32 protein-coding genes and 1 pseudogene are annotated in these 24,678 nt (G+C 48.5%); 26 read left to right on the plus strand and 7 right to left on the minus strand.

What is annotated here, in order from left to right; genetic code table 11:
• Window positions 1-147: 147 nt before the first annotated feature.
• Entirely contained in the window at window positions 148-354 is a 207-nt protein-coding gene (locus LCM00_RS09365) for a YqzH family protein (RefSeq protein ID WP_224900644.1), read from the minus strand.
• A 271-nt stretch (window positions 355-625) separates the two neighbouring features.
• Here LCM00_RS09365 and LCM00_RS09370 point away from each other — a divergent pair, with 271 nt between their 5' ends.
• The 5 genes from LCM00_RS09370 to LCM00_RS09390 all read left to right on the plus strand — a co-directional run bounded on the left by LCM00_RS09370 (window position 626) and on the right by LCM00_RS09390 (window position 3,653).
• Window positions 626-1,885, plus strand: coding sequence for a Y-family DNA polymerase (locus LCM00_RS09370; protein WP_224900647.1), 1,260 nt, complete (start codon window positions 626-628; stop codon window positions 1,883-1,885).
• 12 nt (window positions 1,886-1,897) lie between these two features.
• On the plus strand, window positions 1,898-2,233 hold the full coding sequence (locus LCM00_RS09375) for a YolD-like family protein (protein WP_148974502.1): 336 nt from the start codon (window positions 1,898-1,900) through the stop codon (window positions 2,231-2,233).
• Window positions 2,234-2,294: 61 nt separating this feature from the next.
• Window positions 2,295-2,441, plus strand: a complete 147-nt coding sequence (locus LCM00_RS09380) for a hypothetical protein (RefSeq protein WP_224900651.1) — start codon at window positions 2,295-2,297, stop codon at window positions 2,439-2,441.
• A 141-nt stretch (window positions 2,442-2,582) separates the two neighbouring features.
• Window positions 2,583-2,909, plus strand: a complete 327-nt coding sequence (locus LCM00_RS09385) for an iron-sulfur cluster biosynthesis family protein (protein ID WP_224900788.1) — start codon at window positions 2,583-2,585, stop codon at window positions 2,907-2,909.
• Between the two features lie 195 nt (window positions 2,910-3,104).
• Entirely contained in the window at window positions 3,105-3,653 is a 549-nt protein-coding gene (locus LCM00_RS09390) for a hypothetical protein (protein WP_224900654.1), read from the plus strand.
• Window positions 3,654-3,740: 87 nt separating this feature from the next.
• On the opposite strand, the gene LCM00_RS09395 is transcribed toward LCM00_RS09390, so the two are convergent.
• From LCM00_RS09395 to LCM00_RS09400, 3 genes are all read right to left on the minus strand, one after another.
• On the minus strand, window positions 3,741-4,673 hold the full coding sequence (locus LCM00_RS09395) for an alpha/beta hydrolase (RefSeq protein ID WP_224900657.1): 933 nt from the start codon (window positions 4,671-4,673) through the stop codon (window positions 3,741-3,743).
• Between the two features lie 155 nt (window positions 4,674-4,828).
• Window positions 4,829-4,960: a hypothetical protein gene (locus LCM00_RS24625; protein ID WP_257991736.1), complete on the minus strand. Its 132-nt coding sequence runs from the start codon at window positions 4,958-4,960 to the stop codon at window positions 4,829-4,831.
• Window positions 4,961-5,040: 80 nt separating this feature from the next.
• Window positions 5,041-5,967, minus strand: coding sequence for a hydroxymethylglutaryl-CoA lyase (locus LCM00_RS09400; RefSeq protein WP_224900660.1), 927 nt, complete (start codon window positions 5,965-5,967; stop codon window positions 5,041-5,043).
• Between the two features lie 394 nt (window positions 5,968-6,361).
• Here LCM00_RS09400 and LCM00_RS09405 point away from each other — a divergent pair, with 394 nt between their 5' ends.
• The 6 genes from LCM00_RS09405 (at window position 6,362) to LCM00_RS09430 (ending at window position 10,307) form a co-directional block, all read left to right on the plus strand.
• Window positions 6,362-7,549 carry an acetyl-CoA C-acetyltransferase gene (locus tag LCM00_RS09405; protein ID WP_224900662.1) on the plus strand — a complete coding sequence of 396 codons (1,188 nt, stop codon included), beginning with the start codon at window positions 6,362-6,364 and terminating at the stop codon, window positions 7,547-7,549.
• Between the two features lie 59 nt (window positions 7,550-7,608).
• Window positions 7,609-8,298 (plus strand): CoA transferase subunit A, encoded by a 690-nt coding sequence (locus LCM00_RS09410; RefSeq protein WP_224900665.1) that lies wholly within the window; start codon window positions 7,609-7,611, stop codon window positions 8,296-8,298.
• 25 nt (window positions 8,299-8,323) lie between these two features.
• Window positions 8,324-8,992, plus strand: coding sequence for a CoA transferase subunit B (locus LCM00_RS09415; protein ID WP_224900668.1), 669 nt, complete (start codon window positions 8,324-8,326; stop codon window positions 8,990-8,992).
• A 62-nt stretch (window positions 8,993-9,054) separates the two neighbouring features.
• Window positions 9,055-9,426, plus strand: coding sequence for a VOC family protein (locus tag LCM00_RS09420; RefSeq protein WP_224900671.1), 372 nt, complete (start codon window positions 9,055-9,057; stop codon window positions 9,424-9,426).
• 81 nt (window positions 9,427-9,507) lie between these two features.
• On the plus strand, window positions 9,508-9,753 hold the full coding sequence (locus tag LCM00_RS09425; RefSeq protein WP_224900674.1) for a YqkE family protein: 246 nt from the start codon (window positions 9,508-9,510) through the stop codon (window positions 9,751-9,753).
• Window positions 9,750-10,307, plus strand: coding sequence for a GrpB family protein (locus LCM00_RS09430; protein ID WP_224900677.1), 558 nt, complete (start codon window positions 9,750-9,752; stop codon window positions 10,305-10,307). The genes LCM00_RS09425 and LCM00_RS09430 overlap by 4 nt, the downstream gene beginning before the upstream one ends.
• A gap of 40 nt (window positions 10,308-10,347) precedes the next feature.
• Here LCM00_RS09430 and LCM00_RS09435 read toward each other — a convergent pair whose 3' ends face one another.
• Window positions 10,348-11,268: an aldo/keto reductase gene (locus LCM00_RS09435; protein ID WP_224900680.1), complete on the minus strand. Its 921-nt coding sequence runs from the start codon at window positions 11,266-11,268 to the stop codon at window positions 10,348-10,350.
• A 156-nt stretch (window positions 11,269-11,424) separates the two neighbouring features.
• Window positions 11,425-11,503: pseudogene (mciZ, locus tag LCM00_RS24875) on the minus strand (Z-ring formation inhibitor MciZ); the annotation flags it as partial.
• 73 nt (window positions 11,504-11,576) lie between these two features.
• Here mciZ and LCM00_RS09445 point away from each other — a divergent pair.
• Together LCM00_RS09445 and LCM00_RS09450 are read left to right on the plus strand one after the other, a co-directional pair.
• A complete protein-coding gene (locus LCM00_RS09445) occupies window positions 11,577-12,131 on the plus strand; it encodes an NUDIX hydrolase (RefSeq protein WP_224900686.1) in 555 nt (184 codons plus the stop codon).
• Window positions 12,128-13,300, plus strand: a complete 1,173-nt coding sequence (locus LCM00_RS09450) for an endonuclease Q family protein (protein ID WP_224900689.1) — start codon at window positions 12,128-12,130, stop codon at window positions 13,298-13,300. Before LCM00_RS09445 ends, LCM00_RS09450 begins: the two co-directional genes overlap by 4 nt.
• A gap of 86 nt (window positions 13,301-13,386) precedes the next feature.
• Here the strand turns inward: LCM00_RS09450 and LCM00_RS09455 are convergent, their stop codons facing one another.
• Window positions 13,387-13,953, minus strand: a complete 567-nt coding sequence (locus LCM00_RS09455; protein ID WP_224900692.1) for a GNAT family N-acetyltransferase — start codon at window positions 13,951-13,953, stop codon at window positions 13,387-13,389.
• Between the two features lie 152 nt (window positions 13,954-14,105).
• Here LCM00_RS09455 and spoIIM point away from each other — a divergent pair, with 152 nt between their 5' ends.
• The 13 genes from spoIIM to LCM00_RS09520 all read left to right on the plus strand — a co-directional run bounded on the left by spoIIM (window position 14,106) and on the right by LCM00_RS09520 (window position 24,653).
• Window positions 14,106-14,750: a stage II sporulation protein M gene (gene spoIIM, locus LCM00_RS09460; protein ID WP_224900695.1), complete on the plus strand. Its 645-nt coding sequence runs from the start codon at window positions 14,106-14,108 to the stop codon at window positions 14,748-14,750.
• Window positions 14,751-14,895: 145 nt separating this feature from the next.
• Window positions 14,896-15,360: a ferric iron uptake transcriptional regulator gene (gene fur, locus LCM00_RS09465; protein ID WP_224900697.1), complete on the plus strand. Its 465-nt coding sequence runs from the start codon at window positions 14,896-14,898 to the stop codon at window positions 15,358-15,360.
• Between the two features lie 143 nt (window positions 15,361-15,503).
• Complete coding sequence (locus LCM00_RS09470) at window positions 15,504-15,731, plus strand: YqzK family protein (RefSeq protein WP_224900699.1); 228 nt, start codon at window positions 15,504-15,506, stop codon at window positions 15,729-15,731.
• Between the two features lie 7 nt (window positions 15,732-15,738).
• Window positions 15,739-16,632, plus strand: a complete 894-nt coding sequence (xerD, locus tag LCM00_RS09475) for a site-specific tyrosine recombinase XerD (RefSeq protein ID WP_224900701.1) — start codon at window positions 15,739-15,741, stop codon at window positions 16,630-16,632.
• 214 nt (window positions 16,633-16,846) lie between these two features.
• Window positions 16,847-18,028, plus strand: coding sequence for a phosphopentomutase (deoB, locus tag LCM00_RS09480; protein ID WP_224900704.1), 1,182 nt, complete (start codon window positions 16,847-16,849; stop codon window positions 18,026-18,028).
• 113 nt (window positions 18,029-18,141) lie between these two features.
• Entirely contained in the window at window positions 18,142-18,963 is an 822-nt protein-coding gene (locus LCM00_RS09485; protein WP_224900707.1) for a purine-nucleoside phosphorylase, read from the plus strand.
• Window positions 18,964-18,986: 23 nt separating this feature from the next.
• The gene (locus tag LCM00_RS09490; RefSeq protein WP_224900710.1) at window positions 18,987-20,291 is read left to right on the plus strand and encodes a pyrimidine-nucleoside phosphorylase; all 1,305 of its coding nucleotides are present in this window, start codon (window positions 18,987-18,989) and stop codon (window positions 20,289-20,291) included.
• A 270-nt stretch (window positions 20,292-20,561) separates the two neighbouring features.
• Window positions 20,562-21,722 carry a D-alanyl-D-alanine carboxypeptidase family protein gene (locus tag LCM00_RS09495; RefSeq protein ID WP_224900791.1) on the plus strand — a complete coding sequence of 387 codons (1,161 nt, stop codon included), beginning with the start codon at window positions 20,562-20,564 and terminating at the stop codon, window positions 21,720-21,722.
• Window positions 21,723-21,910: 188 nt separating this feature from the next.
• Window positions 21,911-22,261, plus strand: a complete 351-nt coding sequence (gene spoIIAA / locus LCM00_RS09500; RefSeq protein ID WP_009794759.1) for an anti-sigma F factor antagonist — start codon at window positions 21,911-21,913, stop codon at window positions 22,259-22,261.
• A 2-nt stretch (window positions 22,262-22,263) separates the two neighbouring features.
• Window positions 22,264-22,704: an anti-sigma F factor gene (spoIIAB, locus tag LCM00_RS09505; RefSeq protein WP_224900713.1), complete on the plus strand. Its 441-nt coding sequence runs from the start codon at window positions 22,264-22,266 to the stop codon at window positions 22,702-22,704.
• 12 nt (window positions 22,705-22,716) lie between these two features.
• Window positions 22,717-23,475, plus strand: a complete 759-nt coding sequence (gene sigF / locus LCM00_RS09510; protein ID WP_224900716.1) for an RNA polymerase sporulation sigma factor SigF — start codon at window positions 22,717-22,719, stop codon at window positions 23,473-23,475.
• Between the two features lie 148 nt (window positions 23,476-23,623).
• On the plus strand, window positions 23,624-24,244 hold the full coding sequence (locus LCM00_RS09515) for a stage V sporulation protein AA (protein WP_022544158.1): 621 nt from the start codon (window positions 23,624-23,626) through the stop codon (window positions 24,242-24,244).
• Window positions 24,234-24,653, plus strand: coding sequence for a stage V sporulation protein AB (locus LCM00_RS09520; RefSeq protein WP_009794763.1), 420 nt, complete (start codon window positions 24,234-24,236; stop codon window positions 24,651-24,653). The genes LCM00_RS09515 and LCM00_RS09520 overlap by 11 nt, the downstream gene beginning before the upstream one ends.
• The last annotated feature ends 25 nt before the right edge of the window (window positions 24,654-24,678 follow it).

Raw genomic sequence — 24,678 nt, forward strand, 5'->3', positions numbered from 1 at the left:
ACAGCTAGGCTTGAAATCATTACAAATAATCATTTCATAAAACTTTCGAGGCGCCGTATACCGAACGGTACGTACGGTGCTGTGAGAGGTCGGCACGGTGACGTTCCTCCTACTCGATTTTATTGAAATACGAGTTTCTTTCTGTTCTTAAAAGTAAGGAGACCCGGTTACAAATCCATATACCGCATCTTCGACTATTTCGTGCAGATCCGCTTCTGCATCTTCATTTTTCTTCTCCTCAATACTCCTGTAAAGCTCTTCAAATTCCCTGCTCCCAGGCTTGAGAAAGCTGCCGTCATGGCCGTACTGGCCAAGGCAGCCCGCCACCATTTTATATATCAATTTTCTGTCCATCGAGATTCCTCCCTCCTCGCCATTATAGCCAATTCTTCCGCCAATGGAAGCCCGGGCTGCAGGCAGCGAAACTCTGGAAAAACAGCATATCTGCTGGCAGGCAAACCGGAATAAAGAAATTCGTCGTAAAATTTCCATTGAATGCGAACGCATATTCGCTTAATATAGTGGGTATAATGAATTAGAACAGATGTTCTTTTTTCAGCATCTGAAGTGAAAGCCAATGAACCGCTAAGAGGAATGCAGCCAAGCGCCAAGGGAGAGAAAAGAAATGATCGATTACAGCACGATGCCGAACAACCAAATTTTATGTGTGGATATGAAAAGCTTTTATGCAAGCTGTTCCGCTGTGATGGAGGGCCTCGACCCGCTTGAATGCTATCTTGCTGTAGTAGGTGATAAAAAACGGAAAGGGAGCATCGTCCTCGCCGCCTCCCCGCGGATGAAAAAGGAATTTGGCGTCAAGACCGGAACCCGCTATTTTGAAATCCCGAAAGATCCCCGCATTATCGTGGTAGAACCGAAAATGGCCACCTATCTGAGAATTTCCACCGAGATCACCCGTGTATTTCACCGCTATGTCCCGAAAGAAGCCATCCATACTTATAGTGTAGATGAAAGCTTCATCAAAGTGGACGGAGCTGCCAAGCTTTGGGGCGGCGCGTATACCATTGCCGAGAAAATCAAGGATGATATTGAAAGGGAGTTCCAGCTGCCCTGTGCCATCGGCATCGGCCCCAATTTGCTGCTCTCCAAGCTCTGCCTTGATCTTGAGGCAAAGCAGAAGGGGATTGCCGAATGGACATACGATGACGTCAAGGAAAAGCTCTGGAAGGTTTCGCCCCTGAGGGAAATGTGGGGCATCGGGAGAAGGGTGGAAAAGACCCTGAACGGAATGGGCATTTTCACTGTCGGACAGCTGGCCCGCTATGATCTGGAAGCACTGGAAAAGAAATTCGGGATCATGGGGAACCAGCTTTACCACCATGCCTGGGGCGTTGATCTTTCCGACATTGGCGCACCCATCATGGAGGGGCAGGTCAGCTTTGGGAAAAGCCAGATCCTGCTGCGCGACTACAAGGATGAAGGGGAGATCAAGCAGGTGGTCCTTGAAATGTGCGAAGAGCTGGGAAGAAGGGCAAGAAACCACCGCAAGGCGGGAAGGACAGTAAGCTTTGGCGTCGGGTACAGCCAGGATGAATTCGGAGGGGGCTTCTACCGGTCGCGCACCATTGATCAGCCTACCAATGTCACCATGGATATTTACCGGGTCTGCCTGGAGCTTTTTCAGGAAAATTACTCTGGAAAGACGGTCCGGAAAATTTCAATGGCTCTCGGCAATATTGTGGATGACCATGAATTCCAGCTCAGTCTTTTTGACCTGAACAGCTGGAAAAGCCGCGAGCTCGGCTACACCGTCGACAGCATCCGCCGCCGTTTCGGATCCGGTGCGCTGCTGCGGGCGATATCATATACTGCGGCAGGGACAGCCAAGCATCGGGCCACACTGGTCGGCGGCCATAAAATGTAAGGAGGCAGAGATATGATCCGGGACAGGGGAAGGATAAAATGGACGTCAATGATGCTCCCAGAGCATGTAAAGCTGCTGCGCGACTGGGCGAAAGAGGACACCTATGAAAAGCCGAAGGAACTGGATGAGCAGCAGCTTGAACAGATGAATGAGACGCTTGCCGAAGCGATGGAGTTCGGTCAGGCGGTTGCCATCACTCACTTCCGGAGTCATCGCCATGAACTCGTAATCGGAAACATCCACTATTGGGATGAAATCGGCCAAAAGCTTCATGTCATAGACCATTTTGGCGAGGTCCACCGCATCCCGCTGAACGCGGTTGCCGATGTCAGGGCCGCCGGGGAATAGCAGCAGGAAAAAAGAATGGATTTGCGCTGGGGGAGCACCTTATAGGCAGGAGGTGTTTCTTATGCCAAGAGGCAAAGAGCTTGAGCAGCTGCCGATGTCCAATATTGCTCCGGGAGCAGGGGCGGATAAAGGGAAGTTTAACCGCCATTCGCTCAGCGGAATGGAGCGGAAAGACCAGCCCCGTCCGGAAGATGCCGGGGGAAAATAGCCCTTGATCCGGCAGACGGGGCCGCCACCTGCCAGTCCGGCTTTAACAGCAGGGCAAAGCGGGAGCGCTGAGCAAATGAAAAGGTGGAATGCCTGCTTTATGCTAGAATGGGATTATGAAATGAAAGCAGGTGATTTTCCCATGAAAATTACAGTCACTAGAACAGCACAGGAAAAGCTCAAGGAAAAGACAGCCGGAAAAGAAGGCTATTTAAAATTAAAATATGATACAGAAGGCTGCGGCTGTGTTGTCAGCGGCGTAAGTGCCTTATGGCTGGTGGATGGAGTGGATTCCGGAGACAGGGAAATGAGCACCGATGCCGGCAGCATCTATATAGAAAAATCAAAAGAAGTCTTTTTCGATGAAAGCATGACAATTGATTATTCCGATCAAGCCAATTGCTTTCAGCTGAAAAGCCCAAATCAATACTTGAATCCGAGAATGAGCTTCATTAATAAGCTTTCCTGAGGCAGGCCGCAATGCGGTCTGTTTTTTTTGCGTCTCAACTTAAACAGGCGGCCGGAGAAATAGATAAATGGAATTTTTTATCAATTCAGGTTTCAAAAAAGACAGATAAGGCTAGAGAACCATAGCGCACCTTGGCGCATGTGACAGGCTGTTCCTTCATTTAATGATAAAAGAGATGCTAAAGGGGGCGGGAGAATGAAGAAAAAGGCAGGCTTATGGTTCATGCTGGCAGCCATCTTCCTTGCAGCATGCCAGCCTAAAACCTTCGAGGAAGCGATGAGCACAGAAGTGCCTTTCAATGTCCAGAAGGTAATACATAAAGAAAAGGTGAAGGGCGGCACGGTTGTTTTGTATCTGACAGAGCAGGAGCGGGAAGCGGACAATGGGGCGGAAAAGGTGCAGGCAGTTGCCGCCGCCTATCTGCAGGAAAGCAAGAAAGCCGGCTGGAAGAACGCGGGCCATAACCATTGGGAATATAAGCAGAACGATCATATGACGGTCTATCCGGAAACCTTCTATCAATATGACACGGAAGGCAATTTGAAGCATAAAGTGCCGGTCGTGTTTGGACGGATCCTGAACGATGACATAAAGGCCGTAGAGGCGGGGAAGAAGGATTCATTCCAGCCGGCGAAGCTGATTGAGACGGACGAGGGACGCTTTTATTTTGCGGCCGGTGAGTTCGAACTGGTGAGGGGCCTGTCTGCCGAAGGAAAGGCCCTCAGCCAGCAGAGAAACAGATAAGGATCAGAAGATGAACGGCGGACGAGAATGCGGAAGCCAAGGCATAAAAGAAGGGAGGAGGCTTTAAGGAGCCTCCTCCCGGTCTGTTTAAGAACCGGCAGCCACCGGACCTTTTTTGAAAATATAGTCTTCAAGAAACTCGTCGATGGCTTTTTCATAGTCATTGCGGTTTTCATTCAAGGATTGGGCATGGACCCCGTTCATGGCAAGAAACAGTTTTTTCGGACCGGGCTTGCGCAGGAAAAGGGCCTCTGTCATGGTGGGCAATATAAAATCATCCTTGGTGCTGTGTATGAACAGCACCGGCTTTTTGATCTGGTCGATGACCGCTATGGGAGACACCTCGTTAAGGGAATATTTTTCCCTGAGCCGCAGGAAGATATCTGCAACTGGCAAAACCAGCTGAGGCGGCAGCTTCATTTCTGTTTTCAGCCGGTAGGAAAGCTGCTCCCTGAAATCCGAAAATGGACAGTCGGCCACATAGAAATCAGCACCATCCTCAAGCATGCCCGCATACAGCAGCATGGTTGCAGCTCCCATTGATTCACCATGGATGCCTAAAAGCAGGTCATCCCCTTTTTCTTCCTTCAGCCAGTGGACAACGGCCTGGAGATCGAATTTCTCATAATGGCCATAGCTCGTCGTCTTGCCGCCAGATTCTCCATGCCGGCGGTGGTCATAAATCAGGGCATTGAATCCGCGGTTGAGAAACAGATTCATATACTTGATGCTGTTTGTTTTATTTTCGGTCACCCCATGGCAGATGATGATGTATTTATTAGAGGAGTGCGGCTCTGCGAGAACCGCCTTCAGGGAATAGCCGAAAGGGGATGGGATAAAAACCTCCCTTTTCGCAAGGCTGCTGAAGGAAAGAGGATCTACCCTCCCGGCTTCAGTTTCCCTGTTGAGGATGAAGCTGTCATCCTTTTTCTTCATATACATGATCCGATTGGTGAAATACACACCGATCGAGGTTAAAAAGACGAGCAGTGAAAAAAGGTAACGGAATGCCTTTCTCAAGACGATCCCTCCAGAATAAGATTATTTCTTTATTTTATCATCAGCCGGAGCTCTTCGGTATGAAAACGGCCTGAAAAGGGCGCCGTTTTCTTCATAGCGGAAAAAGCCGCATCTTTAACACGAAAAAAGCCGCGAAAAACGCGGCTGTCGAACGGCTATTGCGGAGAATTTTGGCCCCTTGCCGGGTGAATCGCTTTTTCCAGCTCCTCAGCAGCAATCGTATTGTTGACGGTATCACTTGCAGGCTTGCCTTTTTGGCTGTTCCCTTTGTCACGCTTCTGGCTCATGCTGTTTCCTCCTTTGGCTTCTTATCAATTCTTAAAGTGGCTCACAAAGGCGGAAGTTATGCAGGCGAATATGAACAGGATTATGAACCGGCCTGTTCCCGGGAGGCCTCTGTCAAGTGCAGCCGGTATGCGGCGCTTTCGATTGGGCGGCTTAAATGGGGCTTTACAATATCAATCGCTTCAACAAGAAGGCTCAAATCGATGCCTGTGCTGATCCCCATCCGTTCAAGCATGTTCACAACATCCTCGGTTGCCGCATTACCTGCCGCACCTGGAGCGAACGGACAGCCGCCAAGGCCGCCTGCAGAGCTGTCGAAGCGGTCGATCCCTGCCTGGAGGGCGGCGAAAATATTCGGTAAAGCCATTTTCCTTGTGTCATGGAAATGCGCTGTCAGCAAGACATCCGGAAATTCGCGCTTCAGCCTGCTGAACAGGGAGTACGCTTCATGTGGGGCAGCCATGCCGATCGTATCGGCCACGCTCAGCTCATCTGCCCCGGCGAGAGTAAATTGGCGGCAAAGCTCAACAGTCCTGTCTTCCTCTATTTTGCCTTCATAAGGGCAGTAGAAGCTGGTCGAGATGCAGGCGCGCACAAAGCAGCCTTTTTCCTTCAGCTCCCTGACCAGCGGCAGAATCCCCTCCATGCTTTCCGCTGTTGTCTTGTTGATATTTTTTTTGTTGAAGCTGTCGCTTACCCCAACGAAGACAGCAATCGCGCGGCAGCCGGTCATATAGGCGCGCTCGATCCCCTTCCTGTTGGGGGCAAGGAAAATATCGCGCACCCCTGATCCAATGGAGTTGGCGGCAATTTCAGCTGCGTCCGCCATTTGCGGCACCCATTTAGGGGAAACAAAGGAGGTAAGCTCCATCTCGGCAAAGCCGGCTTTTTTCAGCGCGGATATGAATTCCTTTTTAACAGGGGTGGGAATGAACGTTTTTTCATTTTGGAGCCCGTCGCGCGGGCCAACTTCTATGATGGTCGCTTTCTTTGGCAGGCAGAGGGTCATGATTTCACTCCTGACAACATATTTTTATTTGTAGATTGCAAGATTGATGAAAGGGCTTTCTTATATTGTAGGAGAAAAGAAAAATAAAAAGCAAGAATAATAGAAATTTTGACAAAATAAAAGGAATTTCTCATTTTTGGCTCGAACTAATACATATTGCAATTAAGAAAAGCGCAAGCGCCTTGATCCCTAAAGGAACGCAGACTAAGAACGCCACGTCCTGTGGCAACGTCTGCATGACCCCCATCCCGGGGCCTTAAGACGATTCTCCCGGAAAGGCGCTCTTTGCCTTTTTGGGGAGTGGCTTATGACCTCGAGGGGGCAGGCGCTGAAGCTCGACAGTTATCAGAGTCTAAAAAAATACTTCTTTATCTTGCAAGAAAGGGTGAATAGCATGAAGCAGACAGACATCGTAATAGCAAGTGCTGTAAGGACGGCGATCGGGAGCTTTAATGGGAGCCTGAAGGGAGTTTCGGCTCCGGAGCTTGGGGCAGCTGCCATAAAGGGTGCATTGGAAAAGGCGGGGCTTGAGGCAGGGCAGGTGGATGAAGTTATCATGGGGAACGTGCTGCAGGCGGGACTGGGCCAGAATCCGGCAAGGCAGGCAGCTATTTTGGCGGGGATTCCTGAAAGCGTTTCCTCTATGACAATCAATAAAGTCTGCGGCTCCGGCTTGAAGGCGGTGCATCTTGCCTGTCAGGCGATCCTGGCAGGGGATGCAGAAGTCGTCATTGCGGGCGGCATGGAGAATATGAGCCAGGCTCCTTATTTGCTCAAAGGCGCCCGCGATGGGTTTAAAATGGGCGATCAAAAGCTGGTAGACAGCATGGTCTCTGACGGGCTGTGGTGTGCATTCAATGATTACCATATGGGCATGACAGCGGAAAACCTGTGCTCGCAGTATGGCCTGAGCAGGGAAGAGCAGGACACATTTGCAGCCTGGAGCCAGGAAAAAGCGCAGAAAGCACAGGAGGCCGGGCGCTTCAGGGACGAAATTGTGCCTGTTGAAATTCCACAGCGCAAAGGGGATCCGGTCATCTTTGACAGCGACGAATATTTGAAAAAAGGAACGACAGCCGAAAAGCTTGCAGGCTTGAGGCCGGCCTTCAAAAAGGACGGCTCCGTTACTGCCGGCAATGCCTCCGGCATTAATGACGGTGCCGCAGCCCTTGTTGTGATGAGCAGGGCAAAGGCGGAAGAGCTCGGGATACAGCCGATTGCTGTCATCAAAGCAAACGCAAGTGCCGGCGTAGATCCGAGAATCATGGGAATCGGACCGGTGCCGGCGGTCAAGAAGGTGCTGGAAAAGGCAGGGGTTTTAATGGAAGAACTGGATTTGATTGAAGCAAATGAAGCTTTTGCCGCTCAATCCCTCGCAGTAGCAAAAGAACTCGGCTTCAACAATGAAATTCTGAATGTAAACGGCGGGGCGATTGCGCTTGGCCATCCGATCGGCGCCAGTGGTGCAAGGGTCCTTGTTACGCTCCTGCATGAAATGAAGAAGAGGAATGCAGTGAAAGGGCTGGCGGCACTTTGCATCGGCGGCGGCCAGGGAGTAGCGACAGTGGTTGAGCTCGCCTAGTCCAGCCTGCTCTGAAGGGAAGAACAGCACATGAAGAAAAATATGAGAGGAGAGAAACGATGAAAACAATACATACATCCTTCAAGGAAGCAGTTGCCGGCATCCAGGATGGAGCGACACTGATGGTGGGCGGCTTCGGACTGTGCGGCATTCCTGAGAACCTGATCCTTGCCCTGGTGGAAAAAGGGGTGAAGGACCTGACCGTTATCTCCAACAACTGCGGAGTGGACGATTGGGGTCTCGGTCTGTTGTTGAAAAATAAGCAAATCAGAAAAATGATCGGCTCTTATGTGGGCGAAAATAAGGAATTTGAGCGCCAGGTGCTATCAGGGGAAATCGAAGTCGAGCTGCTGCCGCAGGGAACGCTGGCAGAGAAGATCCGCGCCGGCGGTGCCGGCATCCCGGCATTTTATACACCTGCTGGCGTAGGGACTCCGATTGCGGAAGGAAAAGAGACCAGGATCTTCAACGGAAAGGAATATTTGCTTGAAGAGGCGCTTTCCGCAGACTTCAGCCTTGTCCGTGCATGGAAAGGGGACCGTATGGGAAATCTCGTATACCGGAAAACGGCGAGGAATTTCAACCCTATGATCGCAGCCGCAGGGAAAACAACGATTGCGGAAGTGGAGAACCTTGTAGAGACTGGCGGGCTGGAGCCGGAAAACATCCATACGCCGAGCATTTATGTTCAAAGCATCATTAAAGGCAGCCAGGAAAAACGGATTGAGCGCCTGACTGTCAAATCATAACTAAGAAGAGAAAGGAGCAGCAGATATGAGCAGCGATAAAGGCGCCGTGCGCGAGAAAATTGCCAGACGGGCAGAGAAAGAAATTAAAGACGGATTTTATGTAAACCTCGGCATAGGCATGCCGACACTTGTAGCCAATTATATTTCCGAAAACAAGGAAGTGGTCCTTCAATCCGAGAACGGGCTTCTTGGAATAGGGCCCTATCCGGATAAGGAAGATGTGGATGCCGACCTGATCAATGCCGGAAAAGAAACCGTTACGGCCATACCGGGGGCAGCCTATTTTGACAGTGCTGAATCTTTTGCGATGATCCGGGGCGGGCATGTCAATGTCGCCATTCTGGGAGGCATGGAGGTTTCCGAGGAAGGGGACCTGGCCAATTGGATGATCCCAGGCAAAATGATCAAAGGCATGGGCGGTGCGATGGATCTTGTCCATGGGGCGCAAAAGATCATTGTCATCATGGAGCATACAAATAAAAACGGGGAAAGCAAGATACTCAAGTCCTGCTCCCTCCCGCTGACAGGCAAAGGGGTCGTGGACCGCATCATTACAGAGCGTGCCGTGATAGATGTAACAGACGAGGGGCTAAAGCTGGTTGAGGTGGCGAAAGGCTTTACGGTCGAAGAAGTGGTCAGCTCGACCGGTCCGGAACTGCAGGTGGGCGACGCGGTCTTAACAGAGGCATTTTAATGAAAGTTGGGTGCAGCCTCTGCGGCTGTACCTTTCTTCTGTATACAGAGAGGGGATATCAAATGGGAATCACTTTTAAAGGGATCGATCATATTCAGCTGGCAGCTCCAAAAGGGACAGAAGAGCAGGCCAGGGAATTTTACGGAAAGCTGCTGGGGCTTGAAGAAATCCCCAAGCCTGGGAATCTGCAAAAGAGGGGCGGCTGCTGGTTCCTCTGCGGAAGCCAGGAGGTGCACATCGGCATCCAGGAAGATTTTCTTCCGGCCAGGAAGGCTCATCCGGGCTTTGTTGTCGAGGATCTTACCGGACTGCGGAGCAGGCTGGAAGAGGCCGGCGCAGTGATCAAGGAGGAGCCGCCGATTGATGGAAGAAACCGCTTCTTTACAGAAGATCCGTTTGGGAACAGAATCGAGTTCCTCGAATTTATCAGCTGATCCTTACCGAGCAGGGAAGAATTCTGCACTGCTCCTTGTATGCTATAATATCCTGTAAATACGCAAAAAGAGGGATAGAACATGAAGAAAAAACGCCAAACAGCACAGCGGAAAAAAGACGACAAGCCGGTTACACTGGGGGATATGCTGAATCAGGACCTGATGGATCAGCTGAAGGCAGCAAAGAAGCAGCTGAAAGATGAGGAATTGAAGAAGGCAGAAGAAGAGGAAAAAAGAAAGATAGAGGAACGGCGTTTAAAAGAGAAGAATAAAAGCTTTGAAGAGCTTCTTCAGGAGAGCAATTTAAACTGGAAAGAGTATAAATGATGGAAACTGGACCGAGGAAGGTGGAGGTCGTGCCGTACTGCGAAAGCTGGGCCATTTCCTTTCAGGAGGAAAAACAGCTTCTTGCTGCAGTCTTCGGAGAATCAGCAGCCATACACCATATTGGAAGCACATCCATTCCCGGCATGAGCGCCAAGCCGATCATTGATATCCTGGCCGAAGCGGACAGTGCCGGCCTTTTTGATGAGGCAGCACCCGAGCTGCAGGGATGGGGCTATATAGCCAAAGGAGAAAATGGCATCCCTGGCCGGAGGTATTTTGTAAGATTTACCGAAGCGGGGGAAAGGCTTGTCCATCTGCATTGTTATCCAAAAGGGCACCCCGAAATCGGCCGGCATCTGCTGTTCCGGGACTATTTGCAGAAGCATCCGGAGGAAGCCGGTTTATACAGCAGGACAAAGCTGGAAGCCGCCCGGAAATACCCTTATGATATTGAGTCCTATATAAAGGAGAAGGATCCGGTGGTGAAGCTGCTTGATGAAAAGGCGCTGGATTGGCGCCTGCAAAAAAAAGAAAAGGAACAGGATCTATCATGATCCTGTTCCTTTTTTATGGTTATTTGGCAGTCGACAGGGCCTATCTGTGCTGTCCATATTGATTTGCCAGGCTGATAGACTGGATGGCCGCCAGTTCTTCAGCTGATAAAGGACCAGCTGCCGCCGCCCTTGCATTCTCCCTGACCTGTGCGGCCGAGCTGGCGCCGGCTGCCACCGAAGCTGCTGCAGGATTAGAGAGAACATATTGGAAAGCCAATTCTGTCATCGAACGGTTGCCGGCTGCGCCTTTCAGCCTGCCGAGAACGTCTTCAAGCTCTTTATAGCTGTAATCAAGATAACCGTTTTCCTTTACAGAACCAGAGGCTTTGCCCAGCATCTTATCGCTCAGCATCCCTTTGGCGAGCGGGCCGCGGACCACGGCGCTGATGGCATTCTCTTTAAGAAGCGGAAGGGCTGTCTCCTCCGGGCGGCGGTCCAGGATGCTGTATTGCATCATGACAGAAGCGATATTGGACCTTTTCACGTATTCCCGGATCACATTTGGCCTGATGGAGGAAATCCCATAATGGCGGATGAAGCCCTCTTCCTTCAATTCCTCAAATGCTTCAATTGTTTCGTCTATCGGATCATCAAGGGTGCCGCCATGAAGCTGGTACAAGTCGATATAATCAGTTCCCAGCCGCTTCAGGCTTCCTTTGACGGCTTCTTTAATATAAGCCTTAGAAGGATCCCAGCTCCAGCCGTCCTTTACTTCATTCCAGCGGTTGCCTGCTTTTGTGGCAATAATGACGTTTTCACGCACTTCCTTGAGTGCTTCGCCGACGATTTTTTCATTTTCCCCGAAATCGTACAGATCTGCTGTATCAAAATAGTTGATTCCTTCTTCCAAAGCTGTCTCGATGATCTTCTTTCCTTCCAGGGCGTCTGTCCCAAGCGACATGCAGCCAAGTCCCAGCTCGCTTACATACAGTCCCGACTTTCCTAGCTCCCTCTTTTTCATATCTTCACCTCAAACTTATGATGAATCCATTGTATCGAAAAGAAGGGCACAGCCACAAATATAAAGGCTATTTTACCCTTCGGAGCCGGACTTTTTTCTGGCTGGCAGCTGTCTCTGCCGAATCGATCCATTCCTTGATCAGTGTATGTTTCAAAGTGTACTCTCTCAATTTTTCACGAATCTCCCATGCCTTGCCTGCAAGGATGACGCCTTTAGAGTGGACGTGGACTTTCAATTCATACTCCCCCAAATAAAGTATGATAAAATGTATGAGCAGATAATCGGATTAGAACTGGAGTGATAGAACAGTGAAGCATCCTTTAGAAGAAAAAACGATAAAAACAGAGCAGATTTTTAACGGGAAGGTCATCTCCCTTCAGGTGGATGATGTGGAGCTGCCAAACGGAAAAAGCTCAAAACGGGAGATAGTCAAGCATCCTGGAGCAGTAGCTGTCATTCCCCTTACTGATGACAACAAAATTGTGATGGTAGAGCAGTTCAGAAAACCCCTTGAAAAGGCAATAGTGGAAATTCCGGCAGGCAAGCTTGAAAAAGGCGAGGATCCGGAGCTTTGTGCAAAGAGGGAGCTGGAAGAAGAGACAGGCTATGTTTGCGGAAAAATCGAAAAACTCGTTTCCTTTTATACTTCACCAGGATTCGCTGATGAGATTCTCCATATTTACGCAGCAAGGGAACTGAGCAAAAAAGAAAACCCTGCTGTTCCGGACGAGGATGAATTTGTCGATGTAATCGAGCTTACTCTTGAAGAGGCACAGGCTTATATAGCAGATCAGAAAATCCATGATGCCAAAACAGTCTATGCTGTCCAATATCTCCAAATCGAACAGCTGAAAAGCAGATGATGCTTCAAACTTATTATGCCGATATGCACATCCATATCGGCCGGACAAAGTCAGGGCGCGCGGTTAAAATAACCGGGGCCAGATCACTTGTGTTTTCAAATGTCATCGAGCATGCAAGGGACAGCAAAGGGCTTGATATGATCGGGATAATTGACTGCCATTCACCTGAGGTAATAGAAGAGATGGAAGAGCTGATGGCCTTGGGCGAGCTTGTGCAATCACCTGAAGGAGGCCTGCTGTACGGCGGCCTCGCAATCATCCCAGGGTCAGAGCTTGAAATCTATGATGAAAGCTGCAAGGGCCCCATCCATGTTCTCTGCTATTTTCCAAGCCTTGATGTGATGAAGGAATTCTCTTCATGGCTGAAAGGCCGCCTTAAAAATATCCATTTAAGCTCACAGCGGATTTATGCATCCGGGAAAGAACTGCAGTCACAGGTAAAGGCACTTGGCGGGTTATTCATTCCGGCCCATGTCTTCACGCCCTTCAAAAGCATGTATGGAAAAGGGGTGGACCGGACGCTTGAGGAGGTCTTTGATAAGGATCTCATCGATGGGATTGAACTGGGCCTGAGTTCGGACACAGAAATGGCTGATATGATACAGGAGCTGCACCAGTACCCTTTTCTCACAAATTCAGATGCTCACTCCCTCGGAAAGATAGCCAGGGAATATCAGCAGATCGAAATGGCCGGGCCTTCATTCAACGAGTTTCATTTAGCCTTGAAAAGAGAGGGAGGGAGAAGGATTTCCGCCAACTACGGACTGGATCCGCAGCTGGGGAAATACCATCAGACGGTTTGTATGGACTGCCATTCCCCCCTCGCTTCCGGGCATAATGGCTGCCGGGAGTGCGGAAGCCGAAAGCAGGTGAAGGGAGTGGCCGATCGGATTATGGAGCTGAAGACAGCTGTGCATCCACCGGCAGACAGGCCGCCATATGTCCATCAAGTGCCGCTCGAATTCATTCCCGGCCTTGGCCCGAAAATCCTTGGAAGGCTGCTTGATCATTTTGGGACTGAAATGGACATACTCCACAGAGTGCCGAAGGAAGCCCTGGAAGAGGTCATTCCAGATAAGCTTGCTGTGCTGATCGTCAAGGCGAGGAGCGGCCAGCTCAGCTTGAAAGCAGGCGGCGGAGGGAAGTACGGAAAGGTTGAGCAGGAATAGCAGCTGGACCCGGAACAATCGGAGAACCGGGCTATACTGTAAATGTCTCGCAAAGAACTGGATCCATAGAGCGGATCCGGTTTTTTCTATTCTTTTATCTTTGCAAAAATGCAAGTGTCCCTCAGTGCATCTCCACTGGCGCAAAGGGTATTTTTTCTTAAGGTAGCTTCCAGCGTAAAGCCGAGCTTTTCGGGGATTTTTCTGCTTGCTGTGTTCTCCGGGTCACACCGGATCTCAATTCTATTGGCAGACAGGCTGCTGAATGTAAACTCAATAAGGGCTTCGACCGCTTCGGAAATATATCCTTTCTTATGATAGCGCGAATCGCACCAATAGCCGATTTCAAACCTGCCGGCCTCCCAGTCGATGCGGTGCAGGCCGGTCGAGCCGATGAAGCGGCCGTCTTCTTTGCGGTATATATGGAGGCGGATATCTTCTCTCAGCCAAAATTTAGCATATGAACGGCGGATTCCTGCTTCTGTTTCTTCAAGGGACTGCTCCCCGGCAGCGAAAGGCAGCCATTTTTTCAGCTCATCCTTTGATGCCATGACAGCATCAAACACTTCTTTCCCATCTCCTGGCAGGCAAGGCCGGATATACAGTCTTTCTGTCTCTGCAATGATCTCAGGAAAGTCGATTAAAACCGGATCCATTTTCCATTCCTCCTTTGTGATTGTTCCGATTATATCGGGTGGCACAAAGACTGGCAATATATTTTTTAAATAATGGCAAAATGATAGAATCCTGTCATAGACTGCTCTTTCCAGCATAGGATGTAGTAATAGATTCTACAGGAGGAAGAGCAATGAAGAAACGTATGTACCAGAACTTTGCAGCCAATCATTTCCGTGAGCATTCCTCGATTTACTTATTCGTCATCGTCCTGTTTCTGATGGGGGTCATTTTTGGAGCCGTAGTGGTGAACAGCCTGAGCTTCAATCAAAAGGAAGATTTATATTACTACCTATCGCAATTTTTTGGACAGGTATCGGCCGGCACTGTAGCTGAATCACATGATCTTTTTATCCAAAGCCTGTTTCATAACAGCAAGTTCATCGGCCTGATGTGGCTTCTCGGCATCTCGATCATCGGCCTGCCGGTCATTCTTGTGCTTTTATTTATGAAAGGGATGGTTGTCGGATTCACGGTCGGCTTTCTTGTGAACAGGATGGGCTGGGATGGATTCCTGCTTTCCTTTGTGTCGGTCATGCCCCAGAATATCATCATCATTCCGGTCTTTATAATAACCGCAGCGCTGACAGTGGCCCTGTCTTTAAAAATGATCAGGAGGCAATTCATGAAAAATCTCGGCCAGCCAGTCGTGCCTATGTTTGGGAAATACCTGGCGGTGTTTTGTGCGGCAGTTGTATTATTATCAGTGGCTGCCGGCATAGAAGCCTATCTTTCCCCGGCTTTGATGAAATCAGTTGTCAGCAGTGTAAAACCTTGATCGCTTATTTTGATTCATTATAAGATGATAATTAATATATTTTAATATAATATTTGTATCTTCTTATTTATAATGATTTTATTTTGAAAACATCTCCCTATCTGTTATAATGAGAACTGACAGTGCGAGGGAGGGACTTTACGGGATGGAGACTAGAATAGATAGAATTAAAAAACAGCTGCATTCGTCAAGCTATAAATTAACACCGCAGCGTGAAGCTACAGTCCGTGTGCTGCTGGAGAATGAAGAAGATCATCTGAGCGCGGAAGATGTATACCTCCTTGTCAAAGAGAAGTCGCCTGAGATAGGCCTGGCGACCGTTTATCGCACACTGGAGCTATTAACTGAACTGAAAATTGTCGATAAAATCAATTTTGGTGATGGAGTTTCCCGCTATGACCTGAGGCAGGAAGGCGCCGCACATTTCCACCACCATTTAGTATGCATAGAATGCGGGGCAGTAGATGAAATCCAGGATGACCTTCTTGAGGATGTCGAAGCGATTGTCGAGCGTGACTGGAACTTTAAGATAAAAGATCACCGCCTGACATTTCATGGCATCTGCTACCGCTGCCAGGATAAAGAAGACAGCGCTGATGAGGCTGAATGACTGGAACCTTTTCTTTTAACCGGAAAAGGTTTTTATTATTCTCCAAAAAACAGCTTGAATGGCCAAAAGCTTTAGCCAGTGAGGTATAAATCTTGTCCAGCTTGGCATATCTTTTATTATAGAATGCAGCTGGAGGAAGAATGATGAGATCCTGGATGACTATGACGTTTAAAACATTGAAGGTATTTGTCCTGTTTACGGGATGTACAATCCTTTTTTATTACGGGCTTTTGTGGTTAAATGAAGAATATCAGAGCTATCACCGCTATGATGAGCCGGAGGGCAGCGCCGTCAGGGTATCTGGTGATGCAGTTTCTGATGAAACCGACTGGTTTGACAGACTGATTCTGTTTTACCTGAATGGGGAGTAATGCATAAATGGAAGACAGGCTGAAAGATTTTGTGCACTTTTTATTGATTGAAAAGGGACTGGCCAATAATACAATTGTCTCTTATGAACGGGATTTGAAAAATTATCTTAAATTCATTGTGAAAAGCGAAGGGCTTGCCAGTTTGAATGAAGTCCAAAGAGTCCATATCGTCCAGTTTCTGAAAAGGCTGAAGGAACAGGGGAAATCTGCCAAGACCCTTGCCAGGCATATTGCTTCCATCCGTGCCTTCCATCAGTTCCTGCTGAGGGAGAAGGCATGCGAAAATGATCCATCTGTACATATTGAGTCGCCGCAGCAGGAAAGAAGCCTTCCTAAGGTTCTAAGCATGGCAGAAGTGGAAACCCTCCTGGAATCGCCGTCAGATTCGAGCCATTACAGCCTCCGCGACAAAGCGATGCTTGAGCTCCTGTATGCAACAGGCATCAGGGTCAGTGAACTGATCGGACTGCAGATAGGCGATGTCCACCTGACAATGAGTTTTGTCCGCTGCATCGGGAAAGGAAATAAAGAAAGAATCATCCCGATCGGGAAAACAGCTTCAGAAGCCATTGAAAGATACCTTCTGCATGGAAGGCCGAATTTTGTTTCAAAAAGCCGCAGAGATGATACCTTGTTCTTGAACCATCATGGCAGGCAGCTGACCCGCCAGGGGTTCTGGAAAATACTGAAAAAGCTTGCAGGCGATGCGGGCATCGAAAAAGAACTGACCCCTCATACCTTAAGGCATTCATTTGCCACCCATCTGCTGGAAAATGGAGCTGATTTGCGGGCAGTACAGGAAATGCTCGGTCATGCGGACATATCGACAACCCAGATATATACCCATGTCACGAAAACAAGGCTGAAGGATGTATATTCGAAATTCCATCCCCGGGCCTGATAAAACCGGGGTTTTAAATCTGCAAAAAAATAAATCTGATAAAACTGCTGAATTTAAAGCAGTTTTTTCTTGTTTTTTAGGCTATTAGTTTTGTAGAATATAGATGTCAGACTTCTGACGATTATAAACCTCTTCCAGGTTAATACTTTTGAAAAAGGGTAACATATATTTGTAAAATAAATTGAAAACGTGTACATGTTTAGGAGGAGATCACATGAATTCGCATACATATAAAAGAATCTTTCTAATTGTTATGGATTCGGTGGGAATAGGCGAAGCGCCGGATGCTGAGCGTTTCGGCGACAAGGGTTCTGATACGCTTGGCCATATCGCTGAAAGGATGAACGGGCTGAACATGCCGAACATGGGCAAACTGGGCCTCAGCAACATCAAAGAAATCAAAGGTATTGAAAGAGCAGAGAAGCCGCTCGCTTCTTATACAAAGATGCAGGAAGCATCAAACGGAAAAGACACCATGACAGGGCATTGGGAGATCATGGGGCTGAATATCGAGACACCGTTCAGGGTATTCCCTGAAGGCTTCCCGGATGAGCTTTTGTCAGAGCTTGAAGCCCGCACAGGCAGAAAGATCATTGGGAACAAACCGGCCAGCGGAACTGAGATCCTTGATGAGCTTGGGGAAGAGCATATGAAGACAGGGGCCCTGATTGTTTATACCTCGGCTGACTCGGTCCTTCAGATTGCAGCCCATGAAGAGATTGTACCGATTGATGAGCTGTACACGATCTGTAAAATTGCCAGAGAACTGACACTTGATGAAAAATACATGGTTGGAAGAGTGATAGCCCGTCCTTTCATCGGGCAGCCGGGTGAATTCAAGCGCACTGCGAACCGGCATGATTATGCCCTGAAGCCATTTGACAGGACTGTCATGAATGAGCTGAGGGATGGCGGCCTGGATGTACTGGCCATCGGAAAGATTTCCGATATCTATGACGGCGAAGGTGTGACAAAGTCACTTCGTACTGTCTCTAATATGGACGGGATGGATAAGCTCCTCGAAACGATGGATATGGACTTCACAGGCCTGAGCTTCTTGAATCTTGTGGACTTTGACGCCCTTTTCGGACATAGACGGGACCCGGAGGGCTACGGGAAAGCGCTGGAAGAATATGATGCGCGCCTTCCGGAAGTGTTTGAAAAGCTGAAGGAAGATGATTTGCTCATCATTACAGCTGACCATGGGAATGACCCGGTCCACCCCGGGACAGATCATACACGTGAATATGTCCCATTATTGGCTTATTCCAAGGGTATGACAGGCGGAAAAGAGCTGCCGGTCAGGCAGACATTCGCTGATATCGGCGCAACTGTAGCCGAAAACTTTGCTGTGGAAGCGCCAAAGTTCGGGAAAAGCTTCCTGGGTGAATTGTAAACCCGGGTCAAGATTTTAAACACTGACATGCTGAGACATTAATGGAGATTGGCAGCCGAAGGCCATGGCCGTTCAGCCAGCTCAGTACAGTCTGATAAAAAGGGGATTATAAAATGGACTATGGAAAAATTCAAAATGCAGCAAAATTTTTAAAAGAAAAGTATGGAGAAACGCCTAAAATCGGCCTGATCCTCGGTTCCGGGCTCGGTGTCCTGGCAGAGGAAATCGAACAGCCAGTAAAAATTCCTTATAATGAAATCCCTGATTTTCCTGTTTCAACAGTTGAAGGGCATGCAGGCCAGCTTGTATTCGGCCTTCTGAACGGTGTGCAGGCTGTGGCGATGCAAGGGCGCTTCCACTATTACGAAGGCTACAGCTTCGACAAGGTCACTTTCCCTGTAAGAGTCATGAAAGAGCTCGGAGTGGAAATCCTGATTGTGACAAATGCTGCCGGCGGTGTCAATGAAAGCTTTGCACCAGGAGATTTAATGCTTATCTCGGACCATATCAACAATATGGGAAGCAATCCGCTGATCGGACCTAATGACTCCAAGCTTGGCGTCCGTTTCCCTGATATGTCTGAGGCATACTCCAGGGAGCTGCGCCAGCAGGCAAGAGAGATTGCAGGCAAGCTGAATATCAGCATCCAGGAGGGTGTATATGTTGGCAATACCGGCCCTACATATGAAACGCCTGCAGAAGTGCGGATGCTCCGCACGATGGGCGGTGATGCAGTCGGCATGTCAACAGTGCCTGAAGTAATCGTGGCAAGGCATGCGGGCCTTAAGGTACTCGGCATTTCCTGCATTTCCAATATGGCAGCAGGCATACTGGATCAGCCGCTTAACCATGAGGAAGTAATTGAAACGACTGAAAAAGTAAAGGCGAATTTCCTCTCTTATGTGAAAGAGCTTGTACGCCAGTTTGGTGCTTAAATAAAGAAAAAGTGGTGACGAATATGAGAATGGTGGACTTGATAGAAAAGAAACGCGACGGCAAAGAGCTGTCTTCGGAAGAAATCCAATTCATAATAAAAGGCTATACTGATGGTTCAATTCCTGACTATCAGATCAGTGCCTTGACAATGGCAATCTTTTTCCAGGGCATGACAGAAAATGAAAGAGCCGACCTGACGATGAGCATGGTAGAATCCGGGGATCAAATCGATCTGTCAAAAATTGAGGGCATTAAAGTCGACAAACACTCCACAGGGGGAGTCGGCGATACAACTACGCTGGTGCTCGGCCCTCTTGTAGCAGCTGTCGGCGTACCGGTCGCGAAGATGTCCGGCCGCGGCCTTGGCCATACAGGCGGTACTATCGACAAGCTGGAAGCGGTTGAAGGCTTCCATGTAGAAATAGAGAACGAGGAATTCATCAAGCTGGTCAATCAGAACAAGATTGCTGTCATCGGACAGAGCGGAAACCTCACGCCGGCGGATAAGAAACTATATGCCCTCCGCGATGTGACAGCAACGGTTGACAGCATCCCGCTGATTGCAAGCTCCATCATGAGCAAAAAGATTGCAGCCGGTGCAGATGCGATTGTCCTTGATGTAAAAACCGGGGCAGGCGCCTTCATGAAGACACTGGAGGATTCAAGAGAGCTTGCGAAAGCCATGGTAAGAATCGGGAACAATGTCGGGCGCAAAACGATGGCTGTCATTTCAGACATGAGCCAGCCGCTGGGCTTTGCCATCGGCAATGCTTTGGAAGTGAAAGAAGCGATCGATACATTAAGGGGCGAAGGGCCCGAAGATTTGACCGAGCTGTGCCTTACACTGGGAAGCCATATGGTTGTTCTTGCTGAAAAGGCAGAAACTCCGGCTCAGGCACGTCAAATGCTGGAGCAGGCAATCAAGGACGGATCCGCCCTTGAAGCAATGAAAACCTTCCTCAGCTCACAGGGAGGGGACGCATCTGTTGTCGATGATCCTTCCCGTTTGCCGCAGGCTAAATATGTATACGAGCTTGATGCCAAAGAGGACGGCTATGTCTCTGAAATCGTAGCAGATGCAGTGGGAACGGCTGCCATGGTACTTGGTGCAGGCAGGGCGACAAAAGAGTCTGAAATTGACCTTGCTGTCGGCCTGATGCTCCGCAAGAAAATCGGCGACACTGTCTCTAAAGGAGAATCGCTTGCCACCATCTACAGCAACTTCGAGGATGTAGAAGAAGTCAAAGAGCGCCTTTACAAGAATATCAAAATCAAAGCTGCCAAAGTAGATGCTCCTGTACTGGTGCATGAAGAAATAACTGAATAAGACTGTATGGAAAAGCTGCATCCTGAAGGGTTGCAGCTTTTTTATGGCTTGATTCGTCCCACATGCATATCCCATCCGCAGTGCCAGCCCAAGTGCCGAAAATTCTTCACCCTTCCCGCCATTAAAGAAATCCTCTGAGTTGCAGTCCCTGAACTTAGCATTCCATCTGAAACGCATCATGTAAAATAAAAACTGCAGCTCCTCCAATTTATTGTATAAATTTGTATCCTTTGGAAAAAATGGAGGCTATAAAGAATGGAGGGTTATGTGATGAAGCGTATCGTTTCTATAATGGTGTTTGTTTTATTATCAGCAATGATGGCACCGGCAGCCTTAGCCGAAGAGAGCGGCGTCAAGCTGGTTGACAACGTAAAATCGGCGATTTTGATTGAGCGGGATACCGGGGCCGTTTTATATGAGCAGAACAGCAAAGAACAGCTGCCCCCGGCAAGCATGACTAAGATCATGACTATGCTTTTAATAATGGAAGCGATTGATAAGGGTAAGCTTTCCATGGATGAAAAGATCAGGGCAAGTGAATATGCAGCATCCATGGGCGGCTCGCAGATATTCCTTGAACCTGGTGAAGAGATGACCACAGAACAGATGCTGAAGGGGATTGCCATCGGATCTGGAAATGATGCATCTGTTGCCATGGCAGAAAGGCTCGCCGGTTCAGAAGAAGAATTCGTCAAGCTGATGAATAAGAAAGCGAAGGACCTTGGCTTGAAGGACACGATTTTCAAGAATGCGACTGGCCTGCCTGTAACCGAGCACTACAGCACAGCCCATGATATGGCCCTAATGGCAAAGGAACTGCTGAAATACGAAGGTATAACCAAGTTTACCGGAACATATGAAGCTTATTTGAGGGAAGATACAGACAAGAAATTCTGGCTGGTCAATACAAACAGGCTTGTCCGCTTCTATCCAGGGGTTGACGGCTTGAAGACAGGTTTTACAAATGAAGCGAAATATTGCCTGACGGCTACAGCTGAGAAAAATGGGATGCGTGTAATCGCAGTAGTCTTTGGTGCTCCGACATCAAAAGAAAGAAATGCTCAGGTAACCAAGATGCTGGATTATGCCTTCAGCCAATATGAGACACATCCAATGTACAAGCGGAATGAAGCTCTTGGATCTGCCAAAGTGAGCAAAGGCGAGAAAAAGCAGGTGGAAGCTTTGACAAGCGAGCCGATCTCCCTGCTGACCAAAAAAGGCGAAGATACAAAGGCAGTCAAGAAAACTGTCGTCCTGAAAAAAGATCTTAAAGCCCCAATCGCTAAAGGCGATCAAATTGGTACGCTGAAAGTTGAAAAAGATGGGAAGACAATCGTGGAAAGTCCGCTGGTGGCCAAAAGCGAAGTGAAAGAAGCAGGATGGTGGACGCTCTATAAACGGGCTCTCGGCATTTTCATGAAATCGAATTGATGTCGAAAAAAAGGCGCATCAAGGAAAATTTAGCGAAACCGCACTAGTTTTGCCTCCAGGAAGGAATAAAGGCCTCCTTCAGCGAAATTGACTCTCTAGTAAGGCTTGATCCATGCAGGGAGATCAGGGCATGGACGGCCGGCCGGATCTGTAAAGGGTTCCGGCAGCAGAGAAGGAGGCTAACAGTCATGAGTCTGATGATTGGATTGGAAGTAAAAAATGATGTGCTGTGCATTCGCTTAAGCGGAGAATTGGACCATCATTCGGCAGATGAATTAAGGGAAAAGGCAACAAACGCCATAGAATCATATGGGATTCGCCATATTGTCCTCAATCTGGAGCAATTATCCTTTATGGACAGCTCAGGCCTTGGAGTGATCCTGGGCAGGTATAAGCAGATTAAGCAGCTTCACGGCGAGATGGTCGTCTGTGCCATTTCACCGGCGGTACAGAGGCTATTCGATATGTCCGGCCTGTTTAAAATCATCCGTCTTGAGCCGACTGAGGAATTTGCACTTCAGCGATTGGGGGTTGCCTGACAATGAAAAACGAAATGAATCTTCAATTCAGCGCTTTGAGCCAGAATGAGTCCTTTGCCCGTGTGACCGTCGCGGCTTTCATTGCCCAGCTGGACCCGACAATGGATGAACTGACTGAAATCAAGACGGTCGTATCAGAGGCTGTTACCAACTCGATCATCCATGGCTATGACAATGACAGCAAAGGGATTGTCTATATTTCTGTCAGCATTGAGGACGGCTATATTGATATGACAATCAGAGATGAAGGCCTTGGGATCGGGGATGTGGAAGAGGCCAGGCAGCCGCTGTTTACAACCAAACCAGAGCTGGAACGTTCCGGCATGGGCTTTACAATCATGGAAAATTTCATGGATGAGATAGAAGTTCGCTCACACCCAGGAGAAGGCACCGAAATCCGTTTAAGGAAGCATTTATCAAACAGTAAAATGCTATGCAATTAAGGGAGTCATGCTATGGATGTGGAGGTAAAGACAGATAAGACCCAGACGTATCTCAAGGATCACGAGGTAAAAGAGCTCATACAAAAAAGCCAGGCAGGAGACCAGGGGGCACGGGACACGATTGTCCAGAAAAACATGAGGCTTGTCTGGTCAGTGGTCCAGCGTTTTCTCAACAGAGGGTATGAGCCGGATGATTTATTCCAGATCGGCTGCATCGGCCTGCTGAAGTCGGTTGATAAATTTGATTTGAGCTATGATGTGAAGTTTTCTACCTATGCCGTTCCTATGATCATCGGGGAGATACAGCGTTTCATCCGGGATGATGGAACTGTGAAGGTGAGCCGCTCCCTGAAGGAAATGGGAAATAAAATCCGCAAAGCAAAAGACGAGCTGACCAAGACTTTTGGAAGGATTCCGACTGTAACAGAGCTTTCTGCTTATCTGGAAATCCCTCCTGAGGATATCATCCTCGCCCAGGAAGCAAGCAGGACGCCATCCTCCATTCATGAAACCGTATATGAAAACGACGGCGACCCTATCACACTGCTGGATCAGATCGATGATGGCAATGATGGCAAGTGGTTTGACCAGATTGCCCTCAAAGAGGCGATCCGCGAGCTGGATGAACGGGAAAGATTGATTGTTTACTTAAGATATTATAAAGATCAGACGCAGTCTGAAGTGGCAGCAAGGCTGGGGATATCACAGGTGCAGGTCTCCCGGCTTGAAAAGAAAATCCTGCAGCAGATGAAAGACCGAATGGATATGTGAATCCATCCGGTCTTTTTTTTTGTGCACCGGCTGGCTTCCGGGCAATCCAGGGCGGCTTTCCATTATCCCCAATTTTTGGTCATCATGATTGGAATTTTATTACGAATACTATTTATACAAGGAAAACACTGTTTGGGAAGTGATCATAATGGAAAAAACGGTTTATGTCCGGCTCAGGAACCGTATTCAAGTGCGTCCGCAGGCTTCCGTCCAGCTAAAGGATATTGCCTTGATTATTGCAGATGAAACACTTTATGAACGGTTAGGGAATCTTTCCATCCATCACGTTTCAGATCATGACCGGAATATTATTGTCATTGACATTGTCCAGGTGATCCAGGCCATTGCCGCAGAAAAGCTGCAGCTCGATATACAGGCTGTCGGTCCCTCCCAGACAATCATTGAGGTGATCTATAAAAAGAAAAAAGCATCCACAGCGTTTTTCCTGCTGATCTGGTTTTTGCTGTTTTTTGGTGCCGCACTGACAATCATGAATTTCCATGAAGATGTCAGCATGCAGACAGTGCATCAGCGGATTTATACAATCATCACCGGCAAAGTGGAGAAAAAGCCCCTGCTGTTCCAAATTCCCTATTCTCTTGGCCTTGGACTTGGCATGATTATTTTCTTTAATCATGTTTTCAAAAAAAGGCTCAATGAAGAGCCCAGCCCGCTGGAGGTTGAAATGTTCAATTATCAGCAGGATCTCGACCGCTATGTCATCATGCATGAAAATAAAGAAAGCATGAAGAACCTTGATGACCATTAGCATCATTATCGTCATTTTCCTGGGATTTGCGGGAGGCGTCTCTGTGGGGGCAGGATTTGTGGCGTTTCTGACTGTGCTGGGGATCATTCCGAGGCTGACCCAGCTGTCAAAGACAATGAAAATGATTCATCACTATGAATGGGCGGTTGTAATCGGGGCGGTTGCAGGAACATCTGCAAGCCTTCAGGACCCGCGGCTTTACTTTCCGGGATTTATCCTTGTTCTTTTCGGTCTGGCAGGCGGGATTTTTGTAGGAATGGTGGCGGCAGCACTTACAGAAGTGCTTAACGTCCTGCCGCTGCTGGCCAAAAGGCTTGGGATTGACGGCAAAATAGTTGTTCTGCTGATGGCCATTGTATTCGGGAAAGTATTTGGATCGCTGTTCCACTGGATGTATTTTGTAGACTGACTATGTAAAGCGAAAGGACATCAAA

The sequence above is a fragment of the Bacillus infantis genome (assembly GCF_020171945.1).
Lineage (GTDB): Bacteria > Bacillota > Bacilli > Bacillales > Cytobacillaceae > Bacillus_AB > Bacillus_AB infantis_A.